At 43.8% G+C, this 25,513-nt stretch carries 24 protein-coding genes; 6 read left to right on the top strand and 18 right to left on the bottom strand.

Going from position 1 to position 25,513, the window contains the following annotated elements; genetic code table 11:
* The 7 genes from MKX35_RS30740 to MKX35_RS30710 form a co-directional block, all read right to left on the bottom strand.
* Positions 1-1,755 carry a sensor histidine kinase gene (locus tag MKX35_RS30740; protein WP_076301032.1) on the bottom strand — a complete coding sequence of 585 codons (1,755 nt, stop codon included), beginning with the start codon at positions 1,753-1,755 and terminating at the stop codon, positions 1-3.
* The gene (locus MKX35_RS30735; protein ID WP_060624606.1) at positions 1,752-2,432 is read right to left on the bottom strand and encodes a response regulator transcription factor; all 681 of its coding nucleotides are present in this window, start codon (positions 2,430-2,432) and stop codon (positions 1,752-1,754) included. The genes MKX35_RS30740 and MKX35_RS30735 overlap by 4 nt, the downstream gene beginning before the upstream one ends.
* 164 nt (positions 2,433-2,596) lie before the next feature.
* Entirely contained in the window at positions 2,597-3,925 is a 1,329-nt protein-coding gene (locus MKX35_RS30730) for a hemolysin family protein (RefSeq protein ID WP_042193528.1), read from the bottom strand.
* 51 nt (positions 3,926-3,976) lie between these two features.
* Positions 3,977-5,113 (bottom strand): radical SAM/CxCxxxxC motif protein YfkAB, encoded by a 1,137-nt coding sequence (gene yfkAB / locus MKX35_RS30725; protein ID WP_076284179.1) that lies wholly within the window; start codon positions 5,111-5,113, stop codon positions 3,977-3,979.
* Between the two features lie 232 nt (positions 5,114-5,345).
* The gene (locus tag MKX35_RS30720; protein WP_076284180.1) at positions 5,346-6,449 is read right to left on the bottom strand and encodes an HD-GYP domain-containing protein; all 1,104 of its coding nucleotides are present in this window, start codon (positions 6,447-6,449) and stop codon (positions 5,346-5,348) included.
* A gap of 145 nt (positions 6,450-6,594) precedes the next feature.
* Complete coding sequence (locus tag MKX35_RS30715) at positions 6,595-7,422, bottom strand: undecaprenyl-diphosphate phosphatase (protein ID WP_042186371.1); 828 nt, start codon at positions 7,420-7,422, stop codon at positions 6,595-6,597.
* A gap of 72 nt (positions 7,423-7,494) precedes the next feature.
* Positions 7,495-8,934, bottom strand: a complete 1,440-nt coding sequence (locus MKX35_RS30710; RefSeq protein WP_076301031.1) for a bifunctional metallophosphatase/5'-nucleotidase — start codon at positions 8,932-8,934, stop codon at positions 7,495-7,497.
* 136 nt (positions 8,935-9,070) lie between these two features.
* Between MKX35_RS30710 and MKX35_RS30705 the strand changes: the two genes are divergently transcribed.
* From MKX35_RS30705 to MKX35_RS30695, 3 genes are all read left to right on the top strand, one after another.
* Positions 9,071-9,784 carry a molybdenum cofactor biosynthesis protein gene (locus MKX35_RS30705; RefSeq protein WP_076284182.1) on the top strand — a complete coding sequence of 238 codons (714 nt, stop codon included), beginning with the start codon at positions 9,071-9,073 and terminating at the stop codon, positions 9,782-9,784.
* Between the two features lie 77 nt (positions 9,785-9,861).
* Complete coding sequence (locus MKX35_RS30700; RefSeq protein WP_076284183.1) at positions 9,862-10,902, top strand: HD-GYP domain-containing protein; 1,041 nt, start codon at positions 9,862-9,864, stop codon at positions 10,900-10,902.
* 473 nt (positions 10,903-11,375) lie between these two features.
* Entirely contained in the window at positions 11,376-11,624 is a 249-nt protein-coding gene (locus MKX35_RS30695) for a DUF7667 family protein (RefSeq protein WP_076301030.1), read from the top strand.
* A 69-nt stretch (positions 11,625-11,693) separates the two neighbouring features.
* Here the strand turns inward: MKX35_RS30695 and MKX35_RS30690 are convergent, their stop codons facing one another.
* The 9 genes from MKX35_RS30690 to MKX35_RS30650 all read right to left on the bottom strand — a co-directional run bounded on the left by MKX35_RS30690 (position 11,694) and on the right by MKX35_RS30650 (position 22,259).
* Positions 11,694-13,553 carry an ABC transporter ATP-binding protein gene (locus MKX35_RS30690; protein WP_042186361.1) on the bottom strand — a complete coding sequence of 620 codons (1,860 nt, stop codon included), beginning with the start codon at positions 13,551-13,553 and terminating at the stop codon, positions 11,694-11,696.
* Positions 13,554-13,558: 5 nt separating this feature from the next.
* Positions 13,559-15,319 carry an ABC transporter ATP-binding protein gene (locus tag MKX35_RS30685; RefSeq protein WP_042186359.1) on the bottom strand — a complete coding sequence of 587 codons (1,761 nt, stop codon included), beginning with the start codon at positions 15,317-15,319 and terminating at the stop codon, positions 13,559-13,561.
* A 471-nt stretch (positions 15,320-15,790) separates the two neighbouring features.
* Entirely contained in the window at positions 15,791-17,188 is a 1,398-nt protein-coding gene (sufB, locus tag MKX35_RS30680; RefSeq protein WP_042186357.1) for a Fe-S cluster assembly protein SufB, read from the bottom strand.
* 24 nt (positions 17,189-17,212) lie between these two features.
* On the bottom strand, positions 17,213-17,644 hold the full coding sequence (sufU, locus tag MKX35_RS30675) for a Fe-S cluster assembly sulfur transfer protein SufU (RefSeq protein ID WP_036684339.1): 432 nt from the start codon (positions 17,642-17,644) through the stop codon (positions 17,213-17,215).
* Positions 17,631-18,857, bottom strand: a complete 1,227-nt coding sequence (locus MKX35_RS30670) for a cysteine desulfurase (protein ID WP_076284184.1) — start codon at positions 18,855-18,857, stop codon at positions 17,631-17,633. The genes sufU and MKX35_RS30670 overlap by 14 nt, the downstream gene beginning before the upstream one ends.
* Positions 18,854-20,155 (bottom strand): Fe-S cluster assembly protein SufD, encoded by a 1,302-nt coding sequence (sufD, locus tag MKX35_RS30665; protein ID WP_042186353.1) that lies wholly within the window; start codon positions 20,153-20,155, stop codon positions 18,854-18,856. Before sufD ends, MKX35_RS30670 begins: the two co-directional genes overlap by 4 nt.
* 27 nt (positions 20,156-20,182) lie before the next feature.
* Entirely contained in the window at positions 20,183-20,965 is a 783-nt protein-coding gene (gene sufC / locus MKX35_RS30660) for a Fe-S cluster assembly ATPase SufC (protein WP_042186351.1), read from the bottom strand.
* Positions 20,966-21,251: 286 nt separating this feature from the next.
* The gene (locus MKX35_RS30655) at positions 21,252-21,713 is read right to left on the bottom strand and encodes a Dps family protein (RefSeq protein WP_042125852.1); all 462 of its coding nucleotides are present in this window, start codon (positions 21,711-21,713) and stop codon (positions 21,252-21,254) included.
* Between the two features lie 243 nt (positions 21,714-21,956).
* A complete protein-coding gene (locus MKX35_RS30650; protein ID WP_042186349.1) occupies positions 21,957-22,259 on the bottom strand; it encodes a YunC family protein in 303 nt (100 codons plus the stop codon).
* 188 nt (positions 22,260-22,447) lie between these two features.
* Between MKX35_RS30650 and MKX35_RS30645 the strand changes: the two genes are divergently transcribed.
* On the top strand, positions 22,448-23,002 hold the full coding sequence (locus tag MKX35_RS30645; protein WP_341044530.1) for a hypothetical protein: 555 nt from the start codon (positions 22,448-22,450) through the stop codon (positions 23,000-23,002).
* A gap of 79 nt (positions 23,003-23,081) precedes the next feature.
* Here MKX35_RS30645 and MKX35_RS30640 read toward each other — a convergent pair whose 3' ends face one another.
* Positions 23,082-23,468, bottom strand: coding sequence for a DUF423 domain-containing protein (locus tag MKX35_RS30640; RefSeq protein ID WP_076284185.1), 387 nt, complete (start codon positions 23,466-23,468; stop codon positions 23,082-23,084).
* 169 nt (positions 23,469-23,637) lie between these two features.
* On the opposite strand from MKX35_RS30640, the gene MKX35_RS30635 reads away from it, so the two are divergent.
* Entirely contained in the window at positions 23,638-24,099 is a 462-nt protein-coding gene (locus tag MKX35_RS30635; RefSeq protein ID WP_076301028.1) for a hypothetical protein, read from the top strand.
* 87 nt (positions 24,100-24,186) lie between these two features.
* On the opposite strand, the gene MKX35_RS30630 is transcribed toward MKX35_RS30635, so the two are convergent.
* Positions 24,187-24,654, bottom strand: a complete 468-nt coding sequence (locus tag MKX35_RS30630; protein ID WP_076284187.1) for a hypothetical protein — start codon at positions 24,652-24,654, stop codon at positions 24,187-24,189.
* A 204-nt stretch (positions 24,655-24,858) separates the two neighbouring features.
* Between MKX35_RS30630 and MKX35_RS30625 the strand changes: the two genes are divergently transcribed.
* Positions 24,859-25,476 (top strand): methyltransferase domain-containing protein, encoded by a 618-nt coding sequence (locus tag MKX35_RS30625; RefSeq protein WP_076301027.1) that lies wholly within the window; start codon positions 24,859-24,861, stop codon positions 25,474-25,476.
* Positions 25,477-25,513 lie beyond the last annotated feature (37 nt).

Genomic DNA, 25,513 nt, shown 5'->3' with positions numbered 1-25,513 from the left:
TTAACCTTCAAAGGTCACAGTAAAGCTGACGCCGTTCTCCGTATTTTTCACAGTATAAAGACAAGCGTGCATATCTAATATTCGCTTCGCAATGGAAAGCCCCAGACCTGTACCGCCCGTCATTCGACTGCGAGATGGCTCAGACCGATAGAACCGTTCCCAGATTTGCTCTAGCTGATCTTCGGGGATGGATTCTCCTATATTTTGAACAGTGAATACAATAGTCTGGGCATGACTCTCAATATTGACGGTGATAGAACTTCTTTCTTCCGCATGTCTGATAGCATTGGTCATAAAATTCAGCAGAACTTGTTCGATCCAGTTCACATCAGCATATATCGGTAATTCGTTTGCAGGAATAATGATGACCTCCAAATGTTTTTCACTCAGCAAGTGAACCAGCTTGTCCGTCACTTTTTCCGTCAGTTCACTTAACATAAAGGAAGTTTTCCGAAGTTTAATCGTGCCCGACTCCAACCGCGCTAGATCTAGCATATTTTTAACAAGAAACTCCATTTTATCTGCTTCCTCAATAATCACCTTAATGTAGTGATCTTGCTTGCCCGCGCTAACGCCGTCTTCCAATCCCTCGGCAAAACCTTTGATAATACTGAGCGGTGTCTTCAATTCATGGGAGGCATTGGCAAAGAAGTCCTGCTGCATGATCTCCATTCTTTGTTTCTGCTCCATATCCTCAACTAGCTGCTGATTGGCCTCTCTTAATTCTCGTAAAGCAGAATCCAAACTTAGCGATAAGGTGAACATGCTATTAGAAAGGCTACCTAACTCATCCTTCTGCCGAATTGATGTGTCCCCTGTAAAGTCCAGAGAAACCATCCGTTTGGCTATGTTGTTTAACTTAATTAGCGGACGTGTTACCATTTTCGAAAAAAAGAGGGAAAGAATCAGAATCAGGACAATGCCGCCAATTCCCAAATATAAAAAGAACCAATGTAACGCTTCATTCGAATCCTTAACTTCCTGTAACGAGGTCACTGTGAATAATAGTTCAATTTCTCCGTTACTTTGCTTAAGGGGCAAAATAATCACAGAATTGCGACTCCCGCTCCAGGGAGCAATCCAGTCTTGCTTCTGTATTTTCATTTTTTTGAAATCGTCTATCTGCGCCTGCGTCAAAGGAAACCATTCCTCTAGAGCCTCAAACAGTATTCCCTGGCGTGGATTCCATATTTTCATATCAGGCAGTACAATTTCTGTAACTGTACCAGATGCATGAATCATCCCACTCTCTTCAGCATCCCCTACTGTTCCACCCCCTTTTTTCGTAATACTTATGGGGTAGAGTATAAAGGGTGAAGAACTGTCTTCATCCAGAAGTTCGCCTTCAATGCTGAGCTGATCATCTACTTTAATGTTCGCTGCTCTAAGCGCATCTCCGTACTGATTCATGAACAGGGATAAAGAGACAACCATACTCTTTCCACCATCATCGATTAACTTTATATGAAATGGATCTTCCGAATTCATCTTTCCATCCAGCTTCAAAATAACCATTTGTGTTTTATTCCGCAGCATAAACCGAACGAGCTCCTGGGAGGTTCGAGTGCTTCCCCACGGCTCGCTTATATATCTTGCAGCAAAGCTCTTAAGATGTTTCTCCACGCGGTTCTCTTTTTGCTTCTGATAGAAATTATCAAACAACAGCAATTGGCTTAGAATGACCATCCCATAAAAGCAGAGGAAAAAGATAACGGTCATCACAAACAGTTTAAAAGTAATTCCGCGTCTTCTCATGCCTCTTCCTCGAACATGTACCCTGTACCAATTACCGTACGAATAAACCGAGATTCATAACCCAATTTACTTCGCAGCTTCTTAATATGACTGTCCACAACTCTAGAATCTCCTTCAAATTCAATTCCCCAGATCCGACTAAGGATCGTATCCCTTGAAATGACAATCCCTTTGTTTCGTATTAAAAGCCATAAAAGATCATATTCCTTAGGGGTAAGCTCCACTTCCGCATCTTCTACCTCTAAGCGATGAGCTAAGGTGTTAAACATCGCGGAACCAAATTTTATTATGCTGGATTCAGGCTGATGGGAGCCTTCAACACGCTTCATAAGTGCATTTGCCCGGGCTACCAGCACCTTTGGACTAAATGGCTTTGTAACATAATCATCCGCTCCTAATTCAAAGCCGTAGATTTTGTCGTCATCTGTAGACTTGGCGGTTAACAAAATGATAGGTACCGCTGATTTTTCACGAACTTCACGGCATACTTCAAAGCCATTCATAGCAGGCATCATGATATCCAAAATCAGCAGATCCGGCAGCAGTGAGTCAAACCAAACCAATGCATCTATTCCATTATCGGCTTCGAGTACTTCCCAATCATTCTGTATGAAGTAATCAGACACCAGTTCACGAATACGAATTTCATCCTCAACGAGAAGAAGCTTCTTTTTCAATCTAGACCCCGCTTTCAAACCATTTATAAATATTAGCATAGTCGAGTGTTATGTCCTTTATGTGTCCACAAAAAAACTCCCCCTGTCATGAGCCATGCAGCTCTAGCAGGAGGAGTTCATTTTATCCCTGATCACTCGGAACAATACGCACAATTTTCAATAGGTTATTCTTTATTTCCGTCCGGCTCTGATGGATTTTCTTCGTTCTCAATGGGGGGTTCCCGATGGATATTAATTCGAGTGATCCGCAATCTTGTCGATTCCTCGACTTCAAATATCACATCTTCTACTTTAACCCGTTTTCCTTTGGTTGGATTCCCCTCCAGCTCCTTAAACAACCAGCCACCAATGGAATCCACTTCATCATCCTCGATCACTACACCCGTAAGATCGTTGACATCTTCAATCAACATCCGGCCTTCAACGGAAATATAATCACCATTACGCTCCACACTCGGACGCTCATCTTCGAATTCGTCATGCAGATCGCCTACGATTTCTTCCAGAATTTCTTCTGCTGTCAGTAACCCGGCTGTACCGCCGTATTCATCGACAACTAGCGTTAGCTGAGCTTTATTCTTCTGCATAAAACGAAGCGTATGGCTAATCTCCATCGATTCCGGCACGTTAAGAATCGGTCGAACCAGCGTCGTAAGATCATTCTGCTGCTCAGGTGGAGCAAACAGCAGGTCGGTAATATGAATAAAACCAATAATACGGTCCTTGTCTTCAAAAGCAACCGGATAACGTGAATGTCTTGTTTCTGTAATAATCTTCATATTTTCTTCGAGCGAAAGATTGCTGTACAGCACATCCATATCCGTACGAGGCAACATGACTTCACGAGCGAGAAGATCAGAGAATTCAAAGATGTTATCCATCAGCTTCATCTCATCTTTATCAATGACACCACTCTTAGCGCTCTGATTCATAAGAATACGAATTTCCTCTTCCGAGTGGGCTGCCTCACTCTCATTCGCGGGCTCAACACCCACTAAACGAAGCAATGCGTTCGCCGATGCATTCAGTATCCAGATAAAAGGCATGAAGAGATTATAGAAGAACATCAGCGGTGCCGAGAGCAGTAGCGCAGATCCTTCTGTTCTTTGAATCGCAAGTGATTTCGGTGCAAGCTCACCAAGTACAATATGTAAAAATGTAATAATCGAAAATCCGATAACAACAGAAACAGTAGAAATCAGAGTACCGTCGGTAATCCCCATTTTATACATTAACGGTTCAACGAGCAGCTCTGAAATGGCCGGCTCACCGACCCAGCCTAATCCCAGTGACGCGAGTGTAATCCCAAACTGGGTGGCAGATAAGTAAGAATCCAGTCTCTTATTTACCTTGAGTGCATATCCAGCCATTTTATTACCTTCACTGACAAGTTGGGTCAGACGAGACTGCCTGACCTTAACTAATGAGAACTCCGCTGCTACAAAAATACCGTTCAATAATACGAGCACCAGAACAAGCAAAAGATTAAGCATTAATCTCCCTACTTCAAATTCCGTATGCGCCACTTTAACAACGCCTCATTTCTACAGATTGATCGCTTTTCTAGTTTTGAAATCAATTTCCGGATAATACATATCCGCTACTAACAGGTTAGGTCCGCAACAACCTGCTGCATCGCAGTAACAATTCACCTTCTGGTTCAGCGGATGCTTCGTCTGCCAATCGATAAATATATCATCCAGTTTTTGGTTGTCTATGTTACCAAAGGCTGCGATATCAGCGAAATCTGTAACGAAAACATCTCCAGTAAACATATTTACGTTCACACGATTCCGACCATCCGGATCGTTACGAAGCGTAACATTCTTCTCTGCACGCATTCTACTTAGCAATTTCTGATCTTCTTCAAGGAAGCTACAAGCAAAAAACGGAAGCGTGCCGAACAACATCCATACCTCTGGATCACGCTGGTCCAGTAACGAATGGATCGCTGTCCGCATTTCATTTAAAGATAACACTGGCAAAGCGGAAGCAAAGCTCGAATTGTACATCGGATGAACTTCATGGCGTTTTGCTCCCATGTCGAGAATCAGCTTATGAATTTCAGGCAGCTTAGTGTGGGTACGGTAATTAATCATAGTTTCCGCAGAAATTAACATACCATCCTCACTCAGTTGGCGAGAGTTCTCAATCATTGTATTATATAGCCGGTAAGCGGCTTCCTTGGCAACCGCATGACCACTGTTCGCAAAACCGACTTCATGAAAATCGTCACCGTTCACATAATTAAATGAAATATGCATAACGTCCAGATATGGAAGCAGCTTCTCATAACGGGAATACGGCATCGTCAGATTAGAATTAATTTGTGATCTGATTCCTCGCTCTTTGGCGTATTTCAACAATGGTACAATGATATTATCCACCGTTCCGGCGCGGAACATGGGCTCTCCACCCGTAATACTAATAGTTTCTAGATGCTCAACTTCCTCTAAACGGTCTAGCATATTCTTAAGCGGTAGCATATCTCCTTCTTTGGAAGTTAGACTATCACCAACAGCACAGTGCTCACACCGCATATTGCATAAATTGGTTACAGTGAATTCCACACTCGTTAGCACATGGCGGCCATGCTTACGTAGAGAAGTGATTGGATCCCATGGATCGTAACTTGGCGACAGCTCCCTCGGTGAAGATGTTAATGGTCTTAAAACATTCATTTGCACTAGCTCCTTTAAATCTTATTCCTATTATTAACCCAAAATCATGAAGAAAGAACGATGACTTACCCTATATCATACCACGTTAGTCAAAAAAACTGCACTTATGATGTCTTTCTGACCTTCTATACTTGCGCTACATTTCAAAAAAAATAAAAGCAGCGAGACGAAAAATAGGCTTCCGACATATCTTCGGACAAGCCTAATCTTCTCTCCACGCTGCTATAAATAATCAATTTGGCGTTTCCAGAGAACCGCCTTGTTCTGCGACGTCAATAATAACAACGGAGAGGGCTTTACTAAGATCTCGTTCAAACGGTACGACTTTCTCTCCTTCAGGACCCGTAAGCACACGAACGGTGGGTCTGTGAGGCGTACTTGGATCTATTTTGACCACAACCCCGCTCTCCCCCGTACTGAGCTTCACCGTAAGCCCCAGCGGATAGATAGCTACGCGATCTCTAAACAATTCTAAATGCTTCTGCTCATATAAAGTACCGGAACCAACATAGAGGGCCTCAACGGCTTGATGTGGCAGCATAGCCTTTTTGTAGACTCTATTGGAGGTCATGGCATCGTAGGAGTCCGCCACACCCAGCCACTTGGCATATTCATGGATTTGGGGTCCTGTTAATCCGCGAGGATATCCGGAACCGTCAATGCGTTCATGATGCTGCAAGGCACAATGTGCTGCGAGCAGCGGGATATTCGGCTCCTCCTTTAGAATCTGAAACCCAATCTCGGTATGAGCCTGCATGTGGCGGAATTCTTCATCACTGAGCCTGCCGGGTTTCTGTACGATTTTTATCGGGATTTGTGTCTTCCCAATATCATGTAGCAGCGCGCCTAGCCCAATCACTCGAAGTTCCTCCTTACTATACCCGTGAGCAATACCAAGCACTAAAGTGTACAAGCAGACATTCAGGGAATGGACATATAAATAGTTATCAGCAGTGTGCATATCCATCAGCATGATCATCGGATCTTCTTGTAAAGACATATCGTCTAAAATGTTATCCATCATCTTAGAAAATTTTTTGTCCAGATGATACAGACCCTTGGTAATTCCTGAAGCCCCAGACATTTGCTGAAATTGATTACGAATCACCTTTAGCGCCTGATTGCGCGTCTCATCCTGTAGAATACCAGTAATCACAATATCGTCCGTGACAGAATCCTCTATGTAGATATAGCCGATATCAATTCTTGCAAGACGCTTGATCAATGCATCCGTAAGCTCCACCCCGTCCGCGAGTAGAGTTAGACCTTCATCATTATATATTTTTTTACCTAATTTCATGCCTGCTTGAAGCTGATTCACGGATACTAAACGCACTAAACTCACTCCTGCCTTTAACGGTAAAATGCTATTCTGTATTGAAATCCTTGGGTCACACGCTTTGTCTATACCGTTTCTATGGAAATTCAGACAGGTGTACCTTAAAGAAAATCAGATGTGTCTAGGTCTATGCCAACGGGCATTAACGCATAATAAACAACCAGAATACAGCAGCAAGAATAAATCGATAGATCGCGAAATGCGTTAATCGAATCTTTTGAATCCATTTCATAAACAAAATGACCACTAAATATGCCACTACAAAAGAAATCAAAAAACCAATTACAAAATAACCAATCGTCTCACTTGTGAAGTTTTTATACGAATCCAGCAGTTCATACCCGGAAGCCGCACACATAATAGGAATGGCTATGAGGAAGGAAAAATCCGCAGAAGCCTTGTAGCTGACCCCACTTAACATCCCCCCGGAAATAGTAGACCCGGAACGGGAGAAGCCCGGCCAAAGTACCGAAATAATCTGATACAATCCAATCGCGAGCGCCTGTCCGTAAGACAAATCATCCAGTTCGTGAGCAGTAATTCGTATTTTGCGTCTGTTCACCCATTCTGCAACAATCATTAGAATCCCTCCGGCCACAAGTGCCCAGAGTACAGTCGAAGCTCCAAAAAGACTTTTGATAAAATCGCGGGCAAAAAATGCCACAGCAAGTGCTGGGGCAATCCCGAGAATCACATGAATTAAGTTCAGACGGGATGCCGGCATAACGCCTCCTCTACCTGAACTACTACGTCCAATTCCTAGCAAATTGAGTACTCGCTTGCGGTAAACAAGTGCAATCGCCAAAATCGCCCCTAGTTGAATTACAATTTCATAAGTCTTCATAATCGAATCTTGCTCAGCGAAGCCTAATAGCTTCGTGGTCAAGATCATGTGTCCGGTCGAAGATACAGGAATAAATTCAGTGATTCCTTCGACAATTGCTAAAATAATAGCTGTAATCGTGTCCATAATGTCCTCCTATTTTTGGGAATCTAGCACTGTTAAATGGAGTCTATAAGTGTAGATTATGAGCTGTCGGCCTTATTCAGACTTAGCCTCCCAGCGAGTGAGCATGCATTCATCGAGGCTGTTTGGACGCTGTAACTCCATCCGCAAGAGATCGCGTAAAAAATGTGGCAATAGAAACAAAGCATCCTTCCCATTCGCGATCGTCTCATAGCCGGCCCTGAAAGTAAACATGTCCAGCGTACCAACATTATACTCTCTTTCATCCTCCAGTGGGTTTCCTTCGACAAAAACTGCAACACTCTTATCATACGGTATCATTAGTGGGTCGTACAAGATTTTTAATCCATCTACTGCCAAGCTGCCCAGATGATTCCCACGGAAACCGTACCCGTAAATGACCTTACTATAAAACTCCTCTGTAAGGCTCTGTTCCAAAGCTGTGCGAATATCTATACCCTTCAGCTTAATGATGCAAGTATTGATGGGAGAAGGACAAAGTGCGTGCAGCATCCCTGTCGTAACCTCGCCTTCCGGCAATGGTCCTAGCAGCTGACCCGTGTTAACTAATGACATACTAGTTCCTGTAAATCTACGTACTGCTTGTGCCAAAAGATTGCCAAAGGGGGACTCTCCCCGCAAGTTCAAAGGAAGCTCACGGTCAGTAATCGCAGCGATCGTCTGAAGAGATTCTTGGCCATGCTTCAAATGAATAGCGACTGCAGGACCTATAACCTCCTCCTTCAGAAGGGGGTCAATAGGAATACATTCCCCCGTCACTAAGCTGAAATCAGACTGAGGATCTAGTCGCTCAAATTGTAGGCGCCCGAGATACCGACCGAATTTCCCAGCACCGCATACGGCAGTACCATTAATCATAATAGGCTCTTCTAACAGATGGTGCGTATGTCCACCAAGAATAGCATGTACGCCCTCTAACCGTTCTGCCAGAATTTTATCCGTAGGAAGTCCGAGATGAGATAGAACGATTAAAATATCCACCTGTGGCGCTAAAAGTAGGCATTGTTCCCGGAGTGCAGTCTCAGGATCTAAAGCATCCCAGCCCAAAAGGGAATAGAATGAAGTAAATGCCGCTGTTGCTCCGGTCACTCCAATTCTAATTCCATCCTTCTCCAAGATCGCATGACGCTTCATCCAGCTTGGCGGCTCTCCTGTCGAAGACTCTACAAAATTACAGCATACTACCGGACACTGTAAACCGGAAAAAATAGATGACAACATCTCCTGAGAGAACGTGAGCCCCTCATTATTGCCAATGGTTACAGCATCATATCCTGTTAAGTTTAATACATCGATGTTAGCCTGACCCATAGTGCCTTCTGTCTCAACAGCTGCACGATCCATATGATCACCAATATCCAGCAGCAGTACAGGCTCTTCTCCCGCTGCAGCCCTTTGTACGGCGATTTCCGCTGCCACCGGACTTACCATTTCAAAATGGCTATGTATATCATTGGTATGAAGTATGGTCAGTCTTTGTGGCACATGCCCCATAAGCAACATTCCTCCTACCCTTGAGCTGCTCTTTAATGAAGCAGTCGGTGCGTGATCTTATAGAGCCTAGCATAACATTTTCAGACACATTATGGTATATTGAAGACATCAGATCATACATCAGAGGAGAATAAAAATGCATATTACTATCCGACTATTCGCGGGTCTGGCTGAGACAATCGGCTCTTCTTCTCTGTCCTTCCAAGCGACTGAGATTCCCTTAACAGCTGGCAAGCTGAAGGAGCTTCTATCTGCCTCTTATCCGAATGCAGCATCCCAAATTGGGGCTTCTTTAATTGCCATTGACCGGGAATATGCTCCTGATGATTCTATCATCACAGCGTCTTCCGAAGTCGCACTTATTCCACCAGTTTCTGGGGGAGAGAATGGCACTATATATGAAACTACTACTGATGGTCTCTATAGCATAACGGACCAGCCTTTAAATGCAGAGAAGCTTCTAGATGCCGTGCTTGACGTCAATCACGGAGCATCCTTATTATTTATCGGCACTACACGTGAAATGACCGGAGAACAACGTACAACCGCACTTCATTATGATGCCTATATTCCTATGGCCTTAAGTAAACTAGAGGAGATTGGTAAAGAGGTGAAGAACCGCTGGAACGCAAACTGCGCCATATCTCACCGCATTGGGCTTGTAGGTTTAAAGGAAGCAAGTGTTATCATTGCCGTCTCCACACCCCATCGCGATACCTGCTACGAAGCCAATCGCTTTGCCATTGAACGATTGAAACAGACGGTTCCCGTTTGGAAAAAAGACATTAATGAATCGGGCCAACATTGGGTGAACTCTGATCAAAAAGCTAGCGATACAATCCACAAATAATCTTTTCTCCTTTTTGATTGAAAAATCTGAACTTTGTTGATATTCTGGATAAAATCGGATAAAAGGTGGCATAGGCATTGAGAGTACACGTCTCGGATCTAAAACCTGGTAATCACCTTAACGCGGACGCATATAGTTCTAGGGGTTTACATGTACTACCAAAAGGATCACTGCTCCAAATAAATGATATCGCCAAGCTGATGCAGCTTGGAGTTGATTATGTTGATATCGAGACGTTAGAAGAAGAGGTATCACCCCTCAGCAGACCTTCAATTATTCAGACGGTGACCACTAGTTTTGATACCATGATTGACGGCTTCGAGTCTCTTTATATGGAAGCGTTATTAAAAGGAAGCTTCAACCAATCCGTGGTAAACGACATTCTTCAGCCTTCGCTTCAAACTTTGGACAAGCATAAAGATGTAGTGTCCCTCCTGCTTTTGCTAGATCGGGAAGATAACTATACCTATAATCACTCCCTTCAGGTAGGCATGCTCTCTTATTATATTGCGATATGGCTTGGTTATTCCAAACAAGAATGCTATGAAATTGGTCGTGCAGGCTATTTGATTGATATTGGAAAATGCCGAATTTCACCCTCTCTCTTGAATAAACCAGGGAAGCTAACGCCAGATGAGTTCGAGGAAATCAAACTACATACTAAGTACGGCTACGAAATTATACGTAATTCTATGGACGATTCTTACACAGCTTTGGCTGCGCTCCAACATCATGAGCGTGAGGACGGCTCTGGCTATCCGAGCGGTCTAACCAAATCTGATATTCATCCTTATGCACAAATTGCAGCTGTAGCTGACATTTATAGTGCGATGACTTCTAAACGAGTCTATCAGTCGAAGCAAGAGCTTATTTCCGTCCTGCGTGAAATAAACAATCTAAGTTTCGGTAAACTGAACGCTAAAACCGTTCAAGCCTTTATCCAGCATTTAATGCCCAACTTCATCGGCAAGCGTGTGTTACTGAACACAGGTGATATTGGCGTAATTATTATGAACAATCTGGTCGATATTTTCCGACCACTGGTAAAGGTTGACGGAATGTTCGTGGACCTTTCCCGCGAACGGAACGTTGCCATTGTAGAAATTTACATGGACTAAGGCGCTTCGCTCCCTCCCAAACCCTTTCTTCCAAGGGAGGGCCCCAAGGGCTCCGCCATCTGGACACCCGGAAGTTTGATGTATACTTGTGGCGATGGTGGATAGAAGGAACGCCTTGTGTAACCTCACCTTGAGGCTCCTGCTTTGCTGGCGCAAAGATCGGGGCCTCAAAGCTATCTTTCGAAATCCATGATCCCCCGTTTTCTTTCGGGGGATTTTTTCTGTTGTATTTTTCACAACAGAATTTATGTACGTAGAGCTGGATTGTAGTTCTGTTGTATTTTGTGCAATCAAAAATAAAGAAAACGTCTTTTATAAGCACATTTTCCTAATACTGTTGCACAAAGTGCAGTAGATGCTATTTTATGAGTGGATAAGGAGCTTTCTATTGTAAATACTGCAATAGATGATTGAAATACAAACCTCTTGGCGAGACTAATATGTGGTTTAAATATTTCCAGGAGGTAAAAAGTATGCTTCCAGTCCATGAACGTCTTGCCGAGCTATTCACTCTAAGTCGTCTACGCCAGCTTACAGCCTCCGAAGAAACGGAACAACAGCAATGCCTACAGGTGAATGCCACTTACTGTTGGGAGATGGCACGACTACAGAATGAAATACTGTTAGCGGAACAAACAACGGATACACAGTGGCATCAGGATATTTGTTCCCAAATGTTTGAGCTACGTATAACGGGTAGATTACCTAAACGCCCGAAATAATTGGACGTACGATATAAAACAGCCCACTCCTCATTTGCTTTCGCAAGGGGAATGGGCTGTTGTTCTTTGCTATAGAAAGCGGAACTGCGCTTCTATTAATCCGTTATACACACCATCACGTGATGTCAGTTCTCGGTGGGTTCCTTCTTCTTTAATCTCACCATGGTCCAGAACGACTATTTTATCCGCATGGCGAATGGTAGATAGTCTATGAGCGACGATAAAGGAGGTCCTGCCCTGAAGTAAGATTTTGAGTGCCTCTTGAATCTTCAGCTCCGTCTCTGTATCAATACTTGCCGTAGCTTCATCAAGGATCAGAATCCGTGGATTCGCCAATAGTGCACGGGCAAAGGAGAGCAGCTGACGCTGTCCCATGGACAAGGCACTACCACGCTCTTCTACCTCTGTCTCATACCCTCCAGGAAGCTTCATAATAAAGTCATGGGCATCTACTGCTTTCGCGGCATTTTCCACTTCTTCATCGGTAGCATCCAGTCGACCAAATCGGATATTATCGCGAATCGTTCCTGAGAAAATGAAGGTGTCCTGCAGCACGATTCCGATCTGCCTTCTCAGACTATCTAGAGTAACTTCACGGATATCTTCACCGTCAATCGTAATTCTTCCGCTCTTAATATCATAGAACCGGCCAATCAGGTTAATAATCGTACTTTTCCCCGAGCCAGTATGACCCACCAGCGCGATCGATTGCCCAGCTTTTACATCCAGATCGATGCCCTTTAAAGCCGCCCGACCTTTTTCATATTCAAAAACAACCTTATTAAAGTTAATATCTCCACGAATCGTTCCTAGTGGTTTAGCCCCTGGATTATCTTGAACCGAAGGCTGCTCATCCAAATATTCAAAGATCCGTTCTGAGGAGGCCATCGCTACCAGCAGCTGGTTATACATCTGCCCCAGACGGTTGATCGGGTCCCAGAAGTTGCTGACATAAGAACTGAACGCTACCAGCAAACCGACAGTAAGCTCGCCAGATTGGATGAGATACGCCCCTAGCCAAAAGAGGATCATCGTTCCAAAACCACCAGTGATCTCGATCATCGGCCCGAAAGCTTGGTTCATCGCAGATGCTTTATTCCAGGACTTTTTACTATCTGTATTCATAAAATCGAAATAATTCATGTTTTCACGTTCTTGTGTATACGCTTGTGTGACTCTGATCCCCTGAATCGATTCGTTCAAGTGAGAATTAATTCTAGAGTTCTTCATCCGCACATCCTGCCAAGCGATCCGAATCTTCTGCCGCAGCTTAGTAGAAATAAAGAACATGATCGGAACCGTAACCATTACTGCAAGACCAAGTTTCCAGTTGATCAATAACAGAATAATGGTAATCCCCAAAAGCTGTACACAGTCAATCATCAGATTGACTACCCCGTTCGTGAACAAATCCTGCAGTGAGTTGATATCATTCGTCACACGTACTAATACCGAACCTGCTGGGCGTTTATCGAAGAAGTTAAAAGAGAGCTTCTGAATATGCTTGAACAAGTCAGAACGCAAGTCATAAATGACTCTTTGTCCAATGATGTTCGTGTACTTAATCCGGTACACACCTGCAATCCATTGAATGAGATATAAGACAATGACACCTGCGGTAAGCGAATAAAGAAGTGTTAAGCTTGGATTCCCAACCTTAGGCGCTATAGCACGGTCGATAGCTAAACTTGTCAAGAAAGGAACGGTCAGCTTCGTAATGGTTCCCAGAATCATCATGATAGAAACCAGTGGAAGCATCTGTTTGGCGTAAGGCTTCATATAGCTGAATAATCTGGTGAACTGCTTCCAGTCAAACGCTTTGTCGATCACATCATCATCTTTGTACACGAAACGTTCATCAAGTGTCTTCTGCTCGGCTGCTTTACGCTTTGCTCCCGAAGCGGTGTTCTGTTTGGCTTCAAGTTTCATATGCCTCACTCCTCCCCTCTTCCGGTAGCTCTGGCCAGATAGTCAGCATATTGTATCCGGTATACATCTTGGTATGGACCCGGAACTTCAATTAGCTCCTGATGAGTACCACGCTGCTGAACATGACCTTCGTTCATAACAATGATCTGATCCGCATGTCGCAAGGAGGATATCCGATGGGCAATTATAAGTGTTGTACGCCCATTCATAACCTCCTGGAATCCCGCTTGAATCTCATGTTCCGTTTCCATATCGACCGCACTGGTCGCATCGTCGAGGATGAGGATACGCGGATTCTTAAGCAGGGCTCTTGCGATCGCAATCCGCTGCTTTTGTCCGCCAGAGAGACCCATCCCGCGTTCACCCACTACAGTGTCATAGCCGTCTGCCATCTCCATAATGAAATCATGCGCCTTTGCCAGCTGTGCAGCACGGATAATCTCCTCCATGCTTACATTTTTCAAGCCATATGAAATATTGTTGCGGATGGATGAGGAGAACAGGAATGTTTCCTGGAATACGGTGGCAATCTGTGACCGCAGGCTGCGCACACTGTACTCTCTAATATCAATGCCATCCAGCGTAATACTCCCTTCATTGACATCATAAGCACGCATCATCAGTTGAGTAATAGTGGATTTACCTGAACCTGTGCCTCCAAGAAATCCGATAATTTCACCTGATTTAGCTTCAAAATGGATGTCAGTAACAGCAGGCATTTTGTTACCGTATGCAAAGGTGACATGATTAAAGGCAACGTCCCCCTTAACCTCGGAAGGCACCAGTTCACGGGCATCCTCTTTATCCTTGACATCAATTTTTTGATTAAGTACTTCAAGTACACGTTCTCCCGAAGCTTTGGACTGTGTATAGTTATTAATATGAAAGCCTAGACCCCATACCGGTCCAATGATGTACCAAATCAAACTGAAGAAGGCAACCAATTCACCTAGTGACATTTTCCCGTTAATGACGAGTGTACCACCTACGCCTAACAGGATAGCTATACTTACCGATGCTAAAAGCTCCATGACAGGAAAAAACTTACTCCAGAGCTCAGCGGCAAAAATCTGATTATTCTTATAACGTTCATTACGGTGTGAGAACTTTTCAACTTCGTGAGCCTCTCTAGCAAACGATTTGACAGTTCGCACACCCGTGATATTCTCCTGTACAGCCGTTGTCAGAGAACTCAGCGCAAGGCGCATCTCTTGGAAGGCCGGATGAATCTTGGACTCAAATCTTAAAGCTACTGCTGCCAGAAATGGCATAGTAATCAAAGTAACCAATGTTAGCTGCCAATTAATGGTGAACATCATGATAGAACCAAAGAGCACCATAAAAAACACATTTAGCAACTGAGCAAAACCAAAACCGATAAAGTTCCGAATCGCTTCCAAATCCCCGGTCAGCCGGGACATCAGATCTCCTGTTTTCGCGGTATCATAATAACGGAAAGATAGAAATTGTAATTTCTCATAACAAGCGTTACGTAGCCGATATGCTAGAAAATTACCTAACCGCCCTCCAAAAAAACCATGTGCAAATTGCAGGCATGCTTTTACGATTACTACAGCTAACACACTGAGAGCCAACACGGGCACCTCTTTAAACTTGAGTGGAACAATTACTTCATCGATGAGCTTCCTTAACAAATTGGGGGTAATTAGCCCCACTGCAGTTGCGGCGGCCAAGCATACAATCGAAAGAATCAAATAATGTAGCTTCTCTCGGTAATAGCCTCGCAGTTGCCTGAGAACATCCATATCTCTCCTCCTTAAAGCTTTACGAAGTAAAGCTGCTTCGTAAGCATAGACTTAGCTTTACAAAATAAAGCTATTTTTTAGCGCTTTCAATTTTAGTGACTTTAAGCAGTGTATCATCCCTAATTTAAAGCGGCAAAGGGTAGAATTGAGCGTTTATCCTGTTATTTCGGAAAAAAGACCCATATATAGGTGATAAACGACCATCATTGTCTTAAAATACTCGAGTTTCCTCCTTAATGCTGTTGAATTAAGAAACATCATGATCCTTGATCTGATCGCCCCCTCCAAAATAAACTTTTATCAAGCTTTTTTGCATAAAATTTGGATTTAACCCTCTAGAATGAAAACCCCACTTCAATTTCCAATAAAAAATACGTATTCGAGTGACTTGAGCATAAAAGCATCAAGATCACTGCGAATACGTATTTTGTATTACTTATTAGAATGAAGCCGGAACCTTGAAGATCAAGGTTAACCGATACTTCCTTCCATTTCGAATTTTATCAAACGGTTCATTTCGACCGCATATTCCATCGGCAGTTCTTTGGTGAACGGTTCGATGAAGCCCATAACGATCATTTGAGTTGCCTCAGCTTCTGTTAGGCCGCGGCTCATTAGATAGAACAGCTGCTCCTCAGAAACTTTGGATACCGTTGCTTCGTGCTCAAGCACGATGTTATCGTTCATGATTTCATTGTAAGGAATCGTATCCGAAGTGGATTCGTTATCCAAAATGAGCGTATCACATTTGATGTTCGATTTCGCACCTTCTGCCTGACGGCCAAAGGAAGCAAGACCACGATAAGTTACTTTACCACCGTGCTTACTGATCGATTTCGATACAATGGTGGATGTTGTGTCTGGAGCCAAATGGATCATCTTGGCACCCGCATCCTGATGCTGGCCTTTACCCGCTACCGCGATGGACAGTACTGAACCTTTAGCTCCACGGCCTTTAAGAACAACCGCAGGGTATTTCATAGTCAGCTTGGAACCGATGTTGCCATCGACCCATTCCATCGTTGCATTCTCTTCTGCAACCGCACGTTTAGTAACGAGGTTGTAGATGTTTGGAGCCCAGTTCTGAATCGTAGTATAACGAACGCGTGAGTTCTTCATACACAAGATTTCAACAACTGCACTGTGCAGAGAATTCGTGCTGTAGATTGGCGCTGTACAGCCTTCTACATAATGCACGAAGCTATCTTCGTCAGCGAGGATCAAGGTACGCTCAAATTGTCCCATGTTCTCGGAGTTAATACGGAAGTAAGCCTGCAAAGGAACTTCACATTTCACACCTTTAGGAACGTAGATGAAGCTTCCGCCTGACCAAACTGCACTGTTAAGTGCTGCAAATTTATTATCGGTTGGAGGGATGATCGTCCCGAAGAACTTCTTAAGAAGTTCTGGATGTTCACGCAGTGCAGTATCGGTATCTGTAAAAATAACCCCTTGATCTTCAAGGCTCTTCTGCATGCTGTGGTATACAACCTCAGATTCATATTGTGCCGATACGCCGGCGAGGAACTTCTGTTCCGCTTCAGGAATACCCAGCTTATCAAAGGTTTCCTTGATTTCGGAAGGAACTTCTTCCCAAGTCTTCCCTTGTTTCTCGGAAGGTCTTACATAATATTGAATATCCTCAAAATCTAAATCATCCATATTGCCGCCCCATGTAGGCATCGGCATTTTACGGAACTGTTCAAGGGATTTTAAGCGGAAATCAAGCATCCACTGTGGTTCATTTTTGATTGCTGAAATTTCTTTAACAATTTCGGCCGTCAAACCTTTACCAGACTGGAATATCGACTTATGCTCATCACGGAACCCGTATTGGTACTCTTCCATATCAGGCGCTTTCTTAGCCATGGTGTCAGCCTCCTTGTTCTACTGTTATTTATGTTGCTCTTCTTCGTCAATTCCTTTACGAAGCGCGTTCCAAGCCAGTGTTGCACATTTGATCCGCGCAGGGAATTTATTCACACCCGATAGGGCTTCAATGTCTTCATAATCTCCAAAATCCACGTCTTCACCCTTCATCAGTAAGGAGAAGTTATCGGCTAGTTCGAGTGCTCGTTCAACCGTTTGTCCTTTGATCGCCTCAGTCATCATCGAAGCCGATGACATACTGATCGAGCAACCTTCACCGTTATAACGGGCATCCTTGACGATTCCATCCTCTACCTTAAGCTGAAGTGTAATACGATCACCACAAGTTGGGTTATTCAGTTCAATTTTCAGAGCATCATCTTCAAATGAACCACGATTCCTAGGACTTTTATAATGATCCATAATTACGCGTCTGTACAAGTCATCCAAGTTCATAGCCGAAGTACTCCTTTGTCTTGATTAAAGCGTCCACCAGTCGATCTACATCCTGCTCGGTGTTATACAGGTAAAAGCTCGCACGTGCTGTTGAGCTGGCTTCCAGCCAGCGCATCAGCGGCTGACAGCAGTGATGACCAGCACGGATAGCAATTCCCTCCGCATCTAGTACTGTAGCGACATCATGCGGGTGAACGTCACCCAGATTAAAAGTCACAACGCCAACTTCACGATTGCGCGGACCATAAATGGTCAAGCCATCAATTTCAGATAAACGCTGTTCTGCGTATGCGGCAAGCTGCTTCTCATGGCTGTGAATCTCATCCATGCCGATTTCTTGTAAGAAATCTACGGCTGCACCTAATCCAACAGCTCCTGCAATGATCGGCGTACCGCCCTCAAACTTCCAAGGAAGTTCTTTCCATGTCGATTCATAGAGACCCACATCATCGATCATTTCGCCACCGAACTCAATAGGTTCCATGGCTTCAAGGAGTGCTCTTTTGCCGTACAAAGCCCCAATTCCAGTCGGTGCTAGCATTTTATGTCCGGAAAGTGCATAGAAATCACAATCCAGATCCTGCATATCGACCTTCACATGAGGTGTGCTCTGTGCGCCGTCTACGACAATTACCGCACCGTTTCGATGAGCAATCGCCGCAAGCTCTTTAATCGGATGAGTTACTCCCATAACATTAGACACATAAGCGATAGCAACGATCTTGGTCTTATCCGTAATCGTCTTCTCAGCATCTTCAAGCGTAATCGTTCCGTCAGGTTGCAACGGTATATATTTTAAAGTAGCACCTGTCTTCTTAGCTAGCTGCTGCCAGGGGATCAAATTACTATGATGCTCCATCAGGGTGATGACAATTTCATCGCCTTCACCCACTGCAGATGGCCCGTAAGAAGAGGCAACAAGATTTAGGGCAGTGGTTGTGCCGCGCGTAAAGATGATTTCTTTAGTGCTGCGGGCGTTAATAAACTTAGCTAGCTTCTCCCGGGCTCCCTCGTAGGCATCTGTTGCACGGCTGCCTAGAGTATGGACGCCACGGTGTACGTTGGCGTTATCCCACTCATAATACGACTTGACCGCCTCAATCACTTGACGAGGCTTCTGTGAAGTAGCAGCACTGTCAAGATAGACCAGTGGATGGCCGTTCACATTCTGGTTCAGTATGGGAAATTGCTCCCGGATGGCGTTGCTAATCATTGACCTAACTTCCTTTCCACAAGAGATTGGAGCTGATTGCGCAGTCCCTCTAGTGGAATTTGCGACACAACAGGAGCCAAGAAGCCATAGATAATCAGAGTTTCTGCATCATGCCGTGTAATTCCGCGGGACATCAGGTAAAAGACTTGCTCGTGATTGACCTGTCCTACGGAAGCGGCATGGCCTGCTGTAACATCATCTTCATCAATCAGCAGGATCGGATTGGCGTCACCACGGGCTTTTGGACTCAGCATCAATACTTTCTCCGTTTGCTGTCCGTCGGCTCTTGTAGCACCTTTCTCGATCTTGGTAATTCCGTTGATGATAGAAGTAGCATTATCACGCATAACCGCACGAGTGATCATGTCACTTGGGGTATTTTTGCCGAAATGCTGAGCTTGAGTAGTGTAATTCAGTTTCTGTGATCCCGTACCTACAGCAATTACTTTAGCATCGGAGCTAGAGCCATTACCTTTGAGCACAGATTTGGTATCACTTGCTGTATCACCATAGTTCATCTCTCCAACAATCCATTCGATCGTTCCGTCATTCTCAACAACAGCGCGGCGGTAAGTCACATCTGTTGTATCCACGCCCAGCTGATGCACTGTAGCATAACGTACTTTAGCACCTGCACCCACGAATACTTCTACAGCACCATTGTGCAAGCCAGCTTCCTCTTTATCCGACACGTAGTTGTCTACGTATGTCAGGGAGCTGTTAGTATCCGCTACAATCAGAATGTGAGGAACAAATGAAGCTTCCGCATCATCTGTTAACAGCACCGCCTGAAGTGGAGTTTCAACCACTACATTCTTAGGAACATAGAGGAATACTCCCCCGTTCCATAGTGCTGCATGAAGCGCTGCGATAGAATGCTCGTCAGGCTGAATCGCCTTATGAAGGTAACGTTGTACCAAATCTCCGTGCTCTTTAACAGCCGTTTGCAGATCGGTAAAAATAACACCTTGTGCTGCAAGTTCAGGAGCTAGTCGTGTATATACTGCACCAGAGTTACGTTGAATAATCAGACTGCCTTCTTCCTGATCCTTGATCAAGGAGGAAATGGAAGCAGGTGCATCCTTCAGTGAAGCAATGGTTTCGCTTGCTTTGTAGCTACCATAATTATTCACATTCCAACGATCAATCCGTGTCTTCTCTAATTTAGGCAGTGTCAGAGTAGCTGCCAGTTCAAGTGCTTTCAAGCGGCTTTCTTTCAGCCAACCCGGTTCGCCGCTACTATGCGATAATTCGCTCAAGCGCTCGGCATCCACCGGAAGAATGGTCTGTGTCGTCATAAGTGTTCTCCTCCTTCCTGGCGTTTCTTACGCGTCTTGCCCTACTGTTTCGTCTTCAATTCCAAGTTCTTCTTTAATCCATTCGTAGCCTTCTGCTTCAAGACGTTGTGCAAGCTCAGGACCACCGGATTTTACAATTCTGCCCTGCATCATAACATGTACAAAATCAGGCTTGATGTAGTTCAAGAGACGTTGATAGTGGGTAATAACCAGGAAACCGCGATCTTCACTCCGCATGGAGTTTACGCCTTCGGCAACAATTTTCAAAGCATCAATATCAAGACCAGAGTCAATTTCGTCAAGAATCACGATTTTTGGATCTAGCATCATCATTTGTAGAATTTCGTTACGTTTCTTCTCACCACCGGAGAAGCCTTCGTTCAGGTAACGGTGTAGGAACTCAGGATTCATGTCCAGTTCTTTCATCTTCGCTTCCATAAGACGGATAAAACGAATCAAAGAAATTTCGCTTCCCTCTTCACGACGGGCATTAATGGCAGAGCGCAAGAAATCGGAGTTTGTTACTCCGGAAATTTCACTTGGGTACTGCATAGCAAGGAAAAGACCTGCACGTGCGCGTTCATCAACCGCCATCTCCAGAAGATCTTCACCTTCAAGTGTTGCTGTTCCTTCAGTTACTTCATATTTAGGGTGACCCATAAGAGCTGACGCCAAGGTACTTTTACCTGTACCGTTTGGTCCCATGATGGCGTGAATTTCGCCACCTTTCATTTGAAGGTTAATCCCCTTCAAAATCTCTTTTCCCTCAATCGTCGCTTTAAGTCCCTCAATGACAAAATCTGCTGCCATAATATTATTCCCTCCATTGATCGATTTGCGAAATCAAAAGTTGTATTGAAACAGGATGATCCTGATTCCCAGCACAATTAGATTTTATATCACATTATAATTATTATAAATTGAATCACAATGATTATCAATGATTCTCAACAATTTTATAACAAACCCTGTCTTTTTACAAATATCTCTTTTTATTTATCCTTATAATGCACCGCATGTTTCGCTATTTTCCGTAACCACCTAACGCAAAAAATAAGACCTCCCGCAGGAAGCCTTATTTCATACGCTTTATCGTTTAGCTAAGGTAGGAACGCAGCATCCATTGATGTTTCTCAAGATCACCACGAATTTTAATAAACATGTCAGAGGTAGGCTGGTCCTTAATTTCCTCAGCAAGCTCAATGCCTTCTGTCAACTCTTCAGAAATAGTAGCGAAGTCTTCAATCAGAGACTGGACCATACCACGTGTATCCTCTTTACCAGTAGCTTCTTGAATCGTTGCCAATTCCAGATATTCTTTCATCGTTGCAGCGGGACTTCCTTTGATGCTTAGCAGACGCTCTGCAACTTCATCCATTTGCAGCGTCACTTCATTATATAGATCCTCAAATTTCACGTGAAGAGAGAAAAATTGTTCTCCTTTTACGTACCAATGAAAATTATGGATTTTAACGTACAATACGTTCAAGTTAGCAACCTGACGATTCAAAATTTGTTCCAGTGAAGTTGTATTTACTTTATTAGATGCTTTAGCCATGAGATGATCCCATCCTTATCCTTTATATTTACCGGGCTACTTAATCCTTCATCCGGCAGCAACTTGTCTATTCTTAATTTACCCCTTAGCATGTAAGACGAAACAAGGAGAACCCTTCCATAAAATCTCTGTTTAAATTATTTAAACTAAAGATGCTCTCTATTATGTTCAATTACTGATTCTTGCAAAAAAACACAAGAGGCCAATGGCCTCTTGTGTTTTGGATTTTGTAAGATTGTTCAGTCAGACCATAAGAAGTAATGCATCCGCCCCCGTCATGCCGGGTACGATACCTAGACGCTCCGCTTCTATGGTTACAGACTCCAATGGGGCAGCTAACAGCTGTGACAGCGTACGTACACCAACCGCCCGGGCTGCGATAATATGCCGATCACTGAGCTTCTCATTGAGCAAACCAACATCCAGCGCACCACACATAATATACCCTCGGCTTGTGCTGATTGAGAGCAGCGTTGTTTTCGGAAGCTTAACTTCTACCCCGATCAGCGTATGTTCACCTACGGTAATGGGCTCCATAGTAACCAATAGCAGCACCTCCTTTATTCACCAACCACGATGTATATGTATGCTTCACCCCCTGCTGATGTGCAGTTGGTAGTCCTAGGCTTTTCGTAAAAAACACAGTACCTTGGTCCCATTTTCTCTAGTGTCAGGTATATGATTATTACTTGTTTAATGTTATAGTTTATTTACATTCTTATAATTGTAAAGAAATGTTCAAACGAAAAGCTGGGGGATCTATGGACGAGAAACTACAACACACAGACGGCAACTATTTATTTAATGTCGACATCCTGATTAATGCCCGTACCAACCCGCTTGCATTGCAATATCTGCTTGAAATGTTGAACAATAATGACAAAATCACAGATTTCAACATTAACTCCGGTCTTGAATTGGGGAGAACCATTGACAGCTTGCTTCGTTCTGCCAAACTAGCCTTGAATCAAAGCTCTGCTCCTCCAACTTCATTTAAGCTGCCACCAAAGACCACTAAAAAGCAGCTCGATAAACCGATTGATAAACAGGAAATATTGCCTGCACAACAGTCAGCTATTGAGACGCCAGCTGATGCATACGGGAAAATTCGACAGTATATTCAGAACAACCAATTAGTACGTTTACGAGCGAATCGGTACGGAAAACAAGTGTCCATGCCCTGTCGTATTTTAAATTTTGATGAAGCAGCCAACTCTATTAGTGTCTATCACGTGGATGAGAAACAGGTATACAGCTTTAATTTAAATGAGATCGACGAATTTCTGTAAACGTATACGTTACAGATAAATAAGCATCCGCCCCTTTATGGAACGGATGCTTATTTATCAACTTCTGTAACTTGATTGCTTAGGATGCCTCTTTGCTGCGTGAGAATGCTTCCACAGCCAGACATAACCAGCCTGCTATGAAGCATACACCACCAATAGGTGTTATCGCTCCAAGCACCTTAATCCCGGAAATGCTCAGTACATATAAGCTACCAGAGAACAAAATCGTCCCTGCTATTAATAGCCTTCCTGCCCAGCGTAACCGGGTACTTTCTCCCCATTGACCTACAGCCAGTGCTATCAGAATTACACCCAGCGCATGTACCAAATGATACTGTACACCCGTCTCATATACCTTCATATATTCTTCGCTAATAACAGGTTTTAATAAATGAGCGCCAAAAGCGCCTACTCCTACTGCCAGCATTGCTAGCACAGCCCCCCAGGCCATAAGTTTCCGTTGCATGCGATTACAACTCCTTAATATTAGACTTCTTCTATCATAAACGATTACCGATTGCTTTTTCCAGCAGCCATTTACGAATTAGCCACAATCAGGGGTTGCTTTTTTAGCATCAATATGAAAAAGTGGATATTAACAACATTTCATTCTTATCTCTCAAGGAGTGCAACCTATGGACCTTAATTCTCTCTCAAAATCTGACGCGCCTACAGTAGAGGTAGGAAATACCCAACCTGATCTGAGTCAGCCAAGTGCTCGTTCGTCGTATTCGTACCAGAAAGTAGATCATGACCTGCAACACTCTGGACCTGGTATTGCTTCTTTCATCATCAGCCTCGTGACCATAATGGGTTATGCAGCTCTCTTCGTTTTCATTATTATGAAGGCTTCTTCCATGGTTAACGAGAACTCGAATCTATTAGCCGAATCATCGCAGTCCATCATGCTTCTTGGAATGACTGTTATTATTCTTTCAGCTCTTAATGTAATTGGTGTTGTCATCGGCATTATTGGGCTTTCCATCCGGAAGAGACGTAAGGTTTTCGGCGTTATAGGCACTATCATCAACGGTGTGATTATCCTACTCTTTATGCTGCTTATTACTATTTTCTTAGTCAATGCCGGGACGCTATAACGTTCACTTCTAATTCCAAGACAAAAGGACTGTTCCTGAAATCAATCAGGAGCAGCCCTTTTGTTATTCATAAATGATAGCGTTTCTTTATTTTGCAAGTGACAGCTTCGAAAGTACACGCTGTTTAACTGTAGCATCGCCTTCCACTGCTTTTTCAACATATTCAAAAGCTACAGGATCATCCGTATTTAACTTCTCAATAACGCTCTCCATACCTGCTGTGATCTCAAAAGCCGTAGGACCTTCTTTGGTCTCAATCTCAACAGAATGACTATCTATTTGGCCGACGTAAACGCCTGTTCCTTTAAGAATTTTAGCTTCTGGATTTGCAGTAGGTTTGGGTGCGGGAGTACTTGGATTCTCTGTTGGTGCAGTGGTACTTGTACCTTCTGTAGGTACGGGTGTGCTTGTGGTCTCCTCTGTTGGCACTGGAGAAGCTGTTGCACTTGGTTCTGCAGATGGCTGTGCTGAATTATTAGTAGCACCGCAAGCGGTTAGGGCTAGTGTTAATGCTGCGATTGCAGCTATAGCGGGTAAGGAACGTTGTTTTTTCATGTTGACTGCCTCCTCTATGTTTAGCGGTTGTTTGCAAAGTCATTTTCTATAAGCCTACTCCTATAAACGTATCAACTCTGCTAAGGTTTCATAATACGTTATTTTTAGTAACTTCCAATCTTTAATAGGCATCCGCCGGATGCAGGCTTAAGCGAGATTAATACAATAGTGTTGAGCCTGATTTATCCCTAAGGAGTGGTCCCCTTGAGAATCGATATCGGCTGCGGATCCAGTAAAGAAGCAGGTTATCTCGGGATCGATCGCATCGCGGGTCCCAACGTAGATATTGTCTGTGACATTAGCCAAGGCATCCCTTTGCCGGACAATACCGCCGAGTTTGTAATGGCTAGTCGTGTATTACCTTATATCGACGATTTATCCGCGGTTATGTCGGAAATTCACAGAATTAGCACCCACAAAGCCATTGTTTGTATACTGGCCCCGTATGCCCACAGTTTTGTTCATATGTCCAATCCTTCCTTTAAGCAGAAGTTTGATGAATATACTCCGAGGTATTTCACAGGATCCTTTTTCCAGCCCCCGTCCGGTCCAGTATGCCCATCGATTCCTGACTATCCCATCCCGGTGCCGCCGTTCGATTATCGATTGCTGCGGATGGAGCTTTTCTATCAATACCCTTATGAAGATCCTCTTTATGAAACAGAAGAACTAGAAATACTAAAGACGCTTCAAGCCAATGTTGTGCATGAAATCATGTACCATTTCACCGTAATCAAAGAAAATATTTCTATTCATGAGCTGGAATTGATGAGTAGAGGGCTTTACGCTGAACCGCGTGTTCTTATGAAACGCAGGCTATAATCACACGATAGACAAAATTTCCTATAATTTATTGATG

Origin of the sequence: Paenibacillus sp. FSL R5-0923, from assembly GCF_038009145.1 — a bacterium.
Classification (GTDB): Bacteria; Bacillota; Bacilli; order Paenibacillales; family Paenibacillaceae; genus Paenibacillus_AQ.
This window is presented reverse-complemented; position numbering and strand designations above follow the sequence as displayed.

Excerpts from the sequence above, each read along its gene's own strand:
- MKX35_RS30710 (WP_076301031.1), bottom strand. The coding sequence starts at position 8,934 with ATGGGGCATGTGCCACAAAGACTGACCATACTTCATACCAATGATATA.
- MKX35_RS30740 (WP_076301032.1), bottom strand. The coding sequence starts at position 1,755 with ATGAGAAGACGCGGAATTACTTTTAAACTGTTTGTGATGACCGTTATC.
- MKX35_RS30635 (WP_076301028.1), top strand. The coding sequence starts at position 23,638 with ATGGACCTTAATTCTCTCTCAAAATCTGACGCGCCTACAGTAGAGGTA.
- MKX35_RS30640 (WP_076284185.1), bottom strand. The coding sequence starts at position 23,468 with ATGCAACGGAAACTTATGGCCTGGGGGGCTGTGCTAGCAATGCTGGCA.
- sufU (WP_036684339.1), bottom strand. The coding sequence starts at position 17,644 with ATGAACTTGGATGACTTGTACAGACGCGTAATTATGGATCATTATAAA.
- MKX35_RS30715 (WP_042186371.1), bottom strand. The coding sequence starts at position 7,422 with ATGGACACGATTACAGCTATTATTTTAGCAATTGTCGAAGGAATCACT.
- MKX35_RS30630 (WP_076284187.1), bottom strand. The coding sequence starts at position 24,654 with ATGAAAAAACAACGTTCCTTACCCGCTATAGCTGCAATCGCAGCATTA.
- MKX35_RS30655 (WP_042125852.1), bottom strand. The coding sequence starts at position 21,713 with ATGGCTAAAGCATCTAATAAAGTAAATACAACTTCACTGGAACAAATT.
- MKX35_RS30705 (WP_076284182.1), top strand. The coding sequence starts at position 9,071 with ATGCATATTACTATCCGACTATTCGCGGGTCTGGCTGAGACAATCGGC.
- MKX35_RS30730 (WP_042193528.1), bottom strand. The coding sequence starts at position 3,925 with ATGCTTAATCTTTTGCTTGTTCTGGTGCTCGTATTATTGAACGGTATT.
- MKX35_RS30645 (WP_341044530.1), top strand. The coding sequence starts at position 22,448 with ATGTTCAAACGAAAAGCTGGGGGATCTATGGACGAGAAACTACAACAC.
- MKX35_RS30670 (WP_076284184.1), bottom strand. The coding sequence starts at position 18,857 with ATGATTAGCAACGCCATCCGGGAGCAATTTCCCATACTGAACCAGAAT.
- MKX35_RS30690 (WP_042186361.1), bottom strand. The coding sequence starts at position 13,553 with ATGAAACTTGAAGCCAAACAGAACACCGCTTCGGGAGCAAAGCGTAAA.
- sufC (WP_042186351.1), bottom strand. The coding sequence starts at position 20,965 with ATGGCAGCAGATTTTGTCATTGAGGGACTTAAAGCGACGATTGAGGGA.
- MKX35_RS30685 (WP_042186359.1), bottom strand. The coding sequence starts at position 15,319 with ATGGATGTTCTCAGGCAACTGCGAGGCTATTACCGAGAGAAGCTACAT.
- sufD (WP_042186353.1), bottom strand. The coding sequence starts at position 20,155 with ATGACGACACAGACCATTCTTCCGGTGGATGCCGAGCGCTTGAGCGAA.
- sufB (WP_042186357.1), bottom strand. The coding sequence starts at position 17,188 with ATGGCTAAGAAAGCGCCTGATATGGAAGAGTACCAATACGGGTTCCGT.
- yfkAB (WP_076284179.1), bottom strand. The coding sequence starts at position 5,113 with ATGAATGTTTTAAGACCATTAACATCTTCACCGAGGGAGCTGTCGCCA.
- MKX35_RS30695 (WP_076301030.1), top strand. The coding sequence starts at position 11,376 with ATGCTTCCAGTCCATGAACGTCTTGCCGAGCTATTCACTCTAAGTCGT.